Source organism: Amycolatopsis sp. NPDC041971, from assembly GCF_055588925.1.
Genome location: NZ_JBVJCE010000007.1, coordinates 164,403 through 172,372 on the forward strand (window position 1 = coordinate 164,403; position 7,970 = coordinate 172,372).

A 7,970-nucleotide genomic window follows, 5' to 3' on the forward strand; every position below is an offset into this window, starting at 1 on the left:
CTCCCTTGTTCAGGAGCACCACTTGCTTGGCTCTGCAAGCTCGAAGAAGGCCTTGAGCGTCAGCTTTGGCCGGCGTGGGGCCCTCGCATTCGCGATGGCGGCCGTCGTTTCGGTATCGGTCAGTGGCTGCGGCCTGCTCGGCGGCGACGATTCGTCCTCCTCCGGCGGCTCCGGGAACCTCGAGAAGTCGAAGATCAAGGTCGCGTCGATGTCCACCATCGACACGGCGTCGCTGCGGTTGGCGCACGACGGCGGGTACTTCAAGACGGAAGGGCTGGACGTCGAGATCTCCGACGCCGCCACCGGTCAGATCTCGCTGACCAAGCTGATCGGTGGCGAGGTCGACATCGCCTACGCCAGCTACACCCCGTTCTTCATCGCGATGAGCAAGGGCACCGCGGACATCAAGCTGGTCTCCGACGCCTCGTCGGCCGGGCCGAAGAGCACGGCGATCATCGCCATGCCGAACTCCGCGGTGCGCGGCATCAACGACATGGCCGGGAAGAAGATCGGCATCTTCGCGCCGAACACGGTGTCCGACACCCTCACCAAGTCGGTGATGAAGGACCACGGCGTCGACTTCAGCAAGGTCCAGTGGGTGCCGGTCCAGCCGCCGAACATGGCGGCCGCGCTCAAGAACGGCGACATCGACGCCGGCTTCCTCACCGAGCCGTTCATCACGCAGGCCGCGAAGACCGCGGGCACGGTCCCGATCGTCGACACCGCCACCGGGGCCACGCAGGACTTCCCCACCGCGGGCTACGGCGCGCTCGGCAAGTTCGTGACCGAGAACCCGAAGACCGTGGCCGCCTTCCAGCGCGCCATGCAGAAGGCCACCCGGGACGCGGCGGACCGCTCCAAGATCGAGCCACTGCTGGTCAAGTACGCCAAGATCGACCAGGACACCGCCGCGCTGACCACACTGCTGACCTTCCAGTCCACCCTGGACCCCCGCCGCATCCAGCGGGTCCCGGACCTGCTCCTGCAGATGGGCGCCATCCAGAGCAAGATCGACGTCGGTCCGATGATCGCGCCGCAGACCACCAGTTGATGACACGCGGTTACTTCGAATTGCGGTTCCACCCGTAATTCGATCACTGAAAGTAATGTTGTCCAAGCGGGTGATCAGGTGATCGGGCGAATGGCCTAAAATGATCACCCGCTCACGACACCCATTGTGAGCAGGTGGGCAAATCTCTAAGGTGACCGCGTGCCTGGCGAATCGAAGCCACGACACGGATGAAAAAACCCCAACGGTGATTCATTGTTTCCGAGGAGCTGGCTTTGTTTCGAAACGCCATGAGCAGGAGTGGTGCGAGTAAAGGCCGAGGTGCTGTCGGCGTCGCCTTGAGCGCGCTCATGCTGGCCACGTTGGGTGCCTGTGGTGCCCTCGGCGGTGACGACACGTCCAAGGCGTCCGGTGGTGGTGACAGCGCGCTGGAGAAGCCGAAGATCAAGGTGGCCCTGCTGCCCGTCGTCGACCTCGCGCCGCTACGGCTGGCGCAGGAAGCCGGTTACTTCAAGGCCGAAGGTCTCGAGGTGGAAGCGGTCGACGCCCCCAGCGGCCAGCAGGCGATGACCAAGATGATCGGTGGCGAGGTCGACATCGCCTTCTCCACCTACATGCCGTTCTTCGTCGCGAAGAGCAAGGGCGCCGCCGACATCCGGCTCGTGGCCGACTCGGTTTCGGCCAGCCCCAAGAGCAACGCGGTCGTCACGGTGTCGAACTCCCCGGTCAAGACGGTCAACGACCTCGCGGGCAAGAAGATCGCGATCACCGACAAGAACACCGCCTCCCACCTGCTCACCGTCTCGGTGATGAAGGACCACGGCGTCGACACCAGCAAGGTCCAGTGGGTGCCGATGGCGCTGCCCAACATCGCCGCCGCGCTCTCCTCGGGCCAGGTCGACGCGGGCTACCTGCCCGAGCCGTTCCTGACCCAGGCCTCCAAGGTCGTCGGCGCGACCCCGGTCGTCGACATCGCGACCGGCGCCACCCAGGACTTCCCCCTGGCAGGCTTCGGCGCTCTCGGTTCCTTCGTGGACAAGAACCCGAAGACGCTGGCCGCGTTCCAGCGCGCGCTGGGCAAGGCCGTGCGCGACGCGGCCGACCGTTCCAAGATCGAACCGATGATCGTCAAGTACGCCAAGGTCGACGCCGAAACCGCTTCACTGCTCACGCTGCCGACGTTCGGGTCCACTCTGGACGCCCGTCGCCTGCAGCGCGTGCCGGACCTGCTGCTGCAGACCGGCGTGATCACCGCCAAGCTCGACGCCGCTCCGATGCTCGCCCCTCAAGCTGGATAAAGGTCAAGGTGCCACGACTTCTCCGTGCCCTGGCCGGTCTGGCCGGTTTCTTCCTCGTCTGGGAAGCGATCGTCCAGGCCGGCCTGGTCCGTAAAGAGTTCATTCCCCCGCCGACCGTCGTCCTCGTGACGATCTTCGAACAGTTCGGCGAGACGCAGTTCATCCGGGACCTGGTCGCCACGTTCCTCGCGTGGGCGATCGCCTTGCTGATCGCGGTCGCCATCGCCGTACCCGCCGGTCTGCTGCTGGGCAGCATCCCCGGCCTGCGCACCGCGACCGCGGTGGTCATCGAGTTCCTGCGGCCGATCCCCGCCGTCGCGCTGATCCCGCTGGTGCTCCTGCTGATCGGCGGCGGCCCCGAAGCGAAGATCACGCTGGCCGTGTACGCGTCGTTGTGGCCCATCATGTTCAACACGATCTACGCGCTCGGCGAGATCGACCCCGTCCTGCAGGAGACCGCGAAAGCCTGCGGTACCGGCAAGTTCCGGACGCTGACGTCGGTGGCGCTGCCGCATACCGCGCCGTTCGTGTTCACCGGGGTCCGGCTGTCCGCCAACATCGCGCTGATCGCGGTGGTCAGCACCGAATTCCTCGCCGGGGCCAAACTCGGCATCGGCAACTTCATCATGCAGGCCAGCACCGGCTCCACCAGGTTCGACCTCGTGCTCGCGGGCACCGTGGTGGTCGGCGCGCTCGGCTTCCTCATCAACGGCGGACTCGAGATGATCGGCAGGCGGGCCTTCCGCTGGAGCACGGTCGACCGGGAGGCGGTCTCGTGACGACCCTCACGCTGACCAGCCGCGTCGGCAGGCGCGTGGGCCGGGGTATCGGCATCCTCGTCCGCAACTGGCTGCTGTTCTTCGCCCTGCTCGGGATCTGGGAGCTCGCGGCCCGGCTCGCGGGAAGCCCGTTCTTCCCGCCGCCGACCGAAATCGTGTCCGCCTCGGCGAAACTGTGGTTCACCGGTCCCGCCTCGCAGCTGTTCCTCACCGACACCGTGTTCGACAACGTCCTGCCGAGCCTCGGCCGGACACTCGGCGGTTGGCTGCTGGCCGGCGCCCTCGGCGTCGCGCTGGGGGTCATGCTGGGCCGGTCCAAGACCGGGATGGACTACGTCGGACCGCTGTTCGCCTTCTTCCGCTCGGTGCCGCCGCCCGCGCTGATCCCGGTGTTCATCGTCCTTTTCGGACTCGGGCCGGGTATGCAGACCGGGTCGATCATCTTCGGTGCGATCTGGCCGGTGCTGCTCAACACCGTGGACGGTGTCCGCTCGGTGGACCAGGTGAAGATCGAGACCGCGAAATCGTTCCGGACCCCGCGGTCGCACTGGGTGCGTTCGATCGTGCTGCCCGCCGCCGGGCCGAAGATCTTCGCGGGCCTGCGGCTGAGCCTGTCCATTTCCCTGCTGCTGATGGTGATCTCGGAACTGGTCGGCTCCTACAACGGCATCGGCCGGTCCCTGATGGACGCCCAGCAGGCGTTCGACTTCCCGCTCATGTGGTCGTGGCTGGTCCTGCTGGGGCTCCTCGGCTTCGGGTTCAACGCGGCCTTCCTCGCGGTGGAGCAGAGAGTGCTTCGCTGGCAGCCCACCCGCAACGGCCGTCTCTAGTTTCGAAGGGTCAGCAAGATGTCAACCATGCTCGAAGTCTCCGGGCTGAACCACCGGTACGGTGCGGGAGAAAAAGCGCACATCGCGGTCGACGATCTGTCGTTCACCGTGGAAGCGGGGCAGCTCGCGAGCATCGTCGGCCCGTCGGGCTGCGGCAAGTCGACGCTGCTGCGCTGCATCGCCGGGCTGATCAAGCCGACGTCCGGGCGCGTCAGCCTGCACGGCGACGACGTCTCCGGCGTGCCGGAGGATCTGGCCGTGGTGTTCCAGGACTACAGCCGATCGCTGTTCCCGTGGCTCTCGGTCGCGAAGAACGTCGAATTCCCCTTGCGGTGGCGTAACTTGAGCCGCTCCGAGCGCCGGACACGGGCGCAGGAGGCGCTGGAGTCGGTCGGCCTGTCCGGCGTCGGCGCGAAGTTCCCGTGGCAGCTCTCGGGCGGTATGCAGCAGCGCGTGTCGATCGCGCGGGCGCTGGCCAGCCGTCCCGCTCTGCTGCTGATGGACGAGCCGTTCGCGTCGGTCGACGCGCAGACGCGGTTCGAACTCGAGGACCTGACCCGGCGCGTGCAGCGTGAGAACGGGAGCACGGTTCTCGTGGTCACGCACGACATCGACGAGAGCGTCTACCTGTCGGACCGGGTGCTGGTGCTGTCGAAGTCACCCGCCAAGATCGTCGCGGATCTGCCGGTCGGGCTGCCCGCGGAGCGGGACCAGATCACCACTCGCGAGTCCGCCGAGTTCGTGACGCTGCGCGGTGAGGTCGCGCGGCTGCTGCAAGGTGGCGCCCCGGAGGCCGTCACCGCCGCGGCCGACGCGGCCGAGTACGAACTCGCGCAGCAGGACGCCGCCACCGCCGACGCCGCCGAGGTGCGCGCCAAGAGCTGACTGTAAGTACATGAAGGCCCCCTTCCTTGCGTCTAGCGCCAGGGCCCCGGCAAAGTCGCATAGCCGCTGGTCGAGTGGGTGTTGCGGTGACAGAGGCGGGCTCGTCACAGTCGCCTGACATCTTTCTCGACTGTCCACATAGGACGCCTCCAGGGCTACGGTGCCCGATTTGGGCGTTTTTTGACCAGGTCGTGAGTGAAAAAGAGGGTTCTAGCCCTAAATTTCACTCACGACCTCAGTGGAAAAACGTACATAAAAGCATCAAATGGACATTCAGCGGCCGAATGGTGTCCTTTGTGGACACTTGACGCTCAAGGCACCCTGTCATCCGCTCTCGTAGGAAGTCCAATTCGGATCCCCGAAAGCGCCACCGACCAGCGGCTATGCGACTTTGCCGGGACCCTGCGTCTAGCGCAAGGAAGGGGGCCTTCATGTACTTACAGGTACTTCAGCACCTCAGTACAGCGTGCGCGGGTTCGCGTCGATGCGGACGTGCACCAGATGCGGCCGCTCGTCCGGCAGCGCGGCTTCCAGCGTGGTCTTGAGGTCCTCGGCCTTTTCGACGACCGACGTTCCCAGCCCCAGACTCTTCGCCAGCGCGGGGAAATCGATACCGCCGAGGTCGACACCCGGCACCTTCTCGCCACCCGCGGCCTCGCCGAGGATGCGGACGGCGGCGTACTGCGAGTTGTCGAAGATCACGAACGTCACCGGCAGGTTGTGCTGCGCCGCCGTCCACAGTGCCTGGACGCAGTACATGCTCGACCCGTCGCCGAGGATGGCGACGACCTTGCGGTCCGGGCGGGCCAGCGCGACGCCGACGGCGGCGGGCAGGCCGTAGCCCAGGGTGCCGCTGGCCACGGTGAAGAAGCCCGAGTCGGTGGACTTGATCGGCAGGTGGTCGTGCAGTTCGTTGCGGTGGCTCGGGGTCTCTTCGACGACGATCGCGTTGTCCGGCAGGACTTCGGAGATCACCGAGTAGGCGAAGCTCGGCGTGATCGGCGTGACCGCGGCGGGCTTTTCCATCCGGGTACGGGATTTCGGCGCCTCCCGCGGCGCCGCGCGGTCCAGCAGCGCGCGGATCGCCAGCTTCGGCGTCGCGCGGATGCCGGTGCCCGCCTCGGCCCTGGCGAGGACCTGCTCGTCGGCGTTGACCAGGAACAGCGGCGGCATCGAGATCTCCGACTCGCCGCGGTACACGTGGTAGATGAACGCCGGGGCGCCGATGACGACCACGAGGTCGTGGTCGATCAGCGCGCTCGCGAGCGCTTTGCGTTCCGGCTGCAGAAAACCGAAGAACTGCGGGTGGTCTTCCGGGAACGAGCAGCGCGCGGCCATCGGCGACGCCCAGACACCCGCGCCGACCTTCTCGGCCAGCTCGACGAGATCCGGTACGGCGCCCTCGTCGTCGACACCCGCGCCGACCACGATCGCCGGATGCTCGGCGGCGTCCAAAGCGGACACCAATTCGTCCAAAGCGGACGGATCGGGCGCGAAGCCGCGGATGGCCGGTCGGGAGACGATCGGTTTCGTGGTCTCGACGTCCCAGTCGTCCACAGGAACCGAGACGAACACCGGACCCATGGGTGCCTGCGTCGCGACGTGATACGCCCGCGCCAGCGCCGCCGGGACGTCCTCGGCCCTGGCCGGTTCGCAACTCCACTTCACGTACGGCTTGGGGAAGTTCGCCGCCTCGACGGCGCCGAGGAACGGATCGTCCGGCAGCAGCGACCTGGTCTGCTGGCCGGCGAGGATGATCAGCGGGGCGTTGTTGCGGTACGCGGTGAAGATATGCCCGAGCGCGTGGCCGACCCCGCCGGCGGAGTGCAGGTTCACCAGCGTCGCCTGCCGCGTCGCGCGCGCGTACCCGTCGGCCATCGCGACGACGGACGCCTCGTGGAGCGCGAGCACGTAGGTGAAGTCGTCCGGCCACTCCGTCAGGAAGGCGATCTCGGTCGTGCCGGGATTGCCGAACACGGTGGTCAGGCCCAGATCGCGCAGCAGTTCCCTGGTCGCGTCACGTACGGTGCGGGTAGCCATGGCCACACGCTATCCCGTCGAGACCCGATAGTTGAAGATGCAACCTCATATCACCGTGCGTGGTCTGGACCTGACCCGGCGCGTACGTCCCGCCTGGGCGCGATGCGATGAACGCGGCCGGATCGCGAGAAGTCCGTGAAGGCCTCCTTGCCTACCTTGAGGGCAGAGAAGGAGGCCTTCACGGCATGTGCGGCGCCGCCCGCGTTTCGCCCTCTGAATGCGGTGGTCGCCCGCGCACCTACTCCTTGACCAGCGCCGCCCATTCGCGCACGGCGGCGACGTCCACAGTGTCCATGTCGGACTCCCAACCGCCGGGACGGACCGCGCCGCCGACGTGGAACGCGTCCACTCCACCCGCCCGCAGCAGATGCACCTGCTGCGCCCGCAGGCCGCCGCCGACCAGCAGGCGCGGCCCGTCCGAACGGCGGGCGAGTCGCTGCAGGACCGAAAGTCCGTGCGCCACGCCGTGCGGATGCCCCGCCGCGAGCACCGTGTCGCAGCCGAGTGCGGCCAGCTGATCGTAGGCGCGCAACGGGTCCCGCGCGCGGTCGATGGCGCGGTGGAAGGTCCACGGCAGACCGTCGAGCTCCTTGGCCAGCGTCTCGCTGGCGTCGACGTCGATCTCGCTGTCCATGTCCAGGAAACCGAAGACGAACTCCCGCGCGCCGGCCTCGATCAGCCGTACGGCGTCCGCCCGGAGTCCGTCGAGGTCGCCGGCGGCGAAGGACATGTTGTCGCGCAGCATGACCCGCACCGGAAGGTCGGTGGCGGCGAGTACGTCGCGCAGCGTCTCGACCGACGGCGTGAGTCCGTCGCTGGCCATGTCGCTGACCAGTTCGAGGCGATCGGCCCCGCCCTCCTGTGCGCGCTCCGCGTCCGCCGCGGTCAGCGCGATCACTTCCAGCAGGCCGGTTTTCGGGCTCATGGACCTTCCAATTCGCTCAGTGTCTGTCGGTGAACCCGCGGCCGCGATCACGTCGCCAGGACGCGGTCGCGAGGGGTGCGTCGCGGTGGCTCGGGAGGGGGGCCCGCCCCCCCACCCGCCACACCCCCCTCGGAGGCGGGTTTCCTCTGCGTCTTGCGCATCACCACGCAAACCCCCCCCCCCCCCCCCCCCCCCCCCCCCCCC

At 67.5% G+C, this 7,970-nt stretch carries 7 protein-coding genes; 5 read left to right on the forward strand and 2 right to left on the reverse strand.

Annotated features, from left to right (window positions below):
- Positions 1-94: 94 nt before the first annotated feature.
- The 5 genes from ACZ6DT_RS16700 to ACZ6DT_RS16720 all read left to right on the forward strand — a co-directional run bounded on the left by ACZ6DT_RS16700 (position 95) and on the right by ACZ6DT_RS16720 (position 4,801).
- Positions 95-1,051: an ABC transporter substrate-binding protein gene (locus ACZ6DT_RS16700; protein WP_465595219.1), complete on the forward strand. Its 957-nt coding sequence runs from the start codon at positions 95-97 to the stop codon at positions 1,049-1,051.
- Between the two features lie 308 nt (positions 1,052-1,359).
- Positions 1,360-2,307: an ABC transporter substrate-binding protein gene (locus ACZ6DT_RS16705; RefSeq protein ID WP_465595698.1), complete on the forward strand. Its 948-nt coding sequence runs from the start codon at positions 1,360-1,362 to the stop codon at positions 2,305-2,307.
- Positions 2,308-2,315: 8 nt separating this feature from the next.
- Positions 2,316-3,086 carry an ABC transporter permease gene (locus tag ACZ6DT_RS16710; RefSeq protein ID WP_465595222.1) on the forward strand — a complete coding sequence of 257 codons (771 nt, stop codon included), beginning with the start codon at positions 2,316-2,318 and terminating at the stop codon, positions 3,084-3,086.
- The gene (locus ACZ6DT_RS16715) at positions 3,083-3,916 is read left to right on the forward strand and encodes an ABC transporter permease (protein ID WP_465595225.1); all 834 of its coding nucleotides are present in this window, start codon (positions 3,083-3,085) and stop codon (positions 3,914-3,916) included. Before ACZ6DT_RS16710 ends, ACZ6DT_RS16715 begins: the two co-directional genes overlap by 4 nt.
- Before the next feature lie 18 nt (positions 3,917-3,934).
- Positions 3,935-4,801: an ABC transporter ATP-binding protein gene (locus ACZ6DT_RS16720; RefSeq protein WP_465595228.1), complete on the forward strand. Its 867-nt coding sequence runs from the start codon at positions 3,935-3,937 to the stop codon at positions 4,799-4,801.
- A gap of 456 nt (positions 4,802-5,257) precedes the next feature.
- Here the strand turns inward: ACZ6DT_RS16720 and mdlC are convergent, their stop codons facing one another.
- Both mdlC and ACZ6DT_RS16730 read right to left on the reverse strand, forming a co-directional pair.
- On the reverse strand, positions 5,258-6,841 hold the full coding sequence (mdlC, locus tag ACZ6DT_RS16725; protein ID WP_465595231.1) for a benzoylformate decarboxylase: 1,584 nt from the start codon (positions 6,839-6,841) through the stop codon (positions 5,258-5,260).
- Positions 6,842-7,079: 238 nt separating this feature from the next.
- Positions 7,080-7,766 carry a copper homeostasis protein CutC gene (locus tag ACZ6DT_RS16730; protein WP_465595234.1) on the reverse strand — a complete coding sequence of 229 codons (687 nt, stop codon included), beginning with the start codon at positions 7,764-7,766 and terminating at the stop codon, positions 7,080-7,082.
- Between the last annotated feature and the right edge of the window lie 204 nt (positions 7,767-7,970).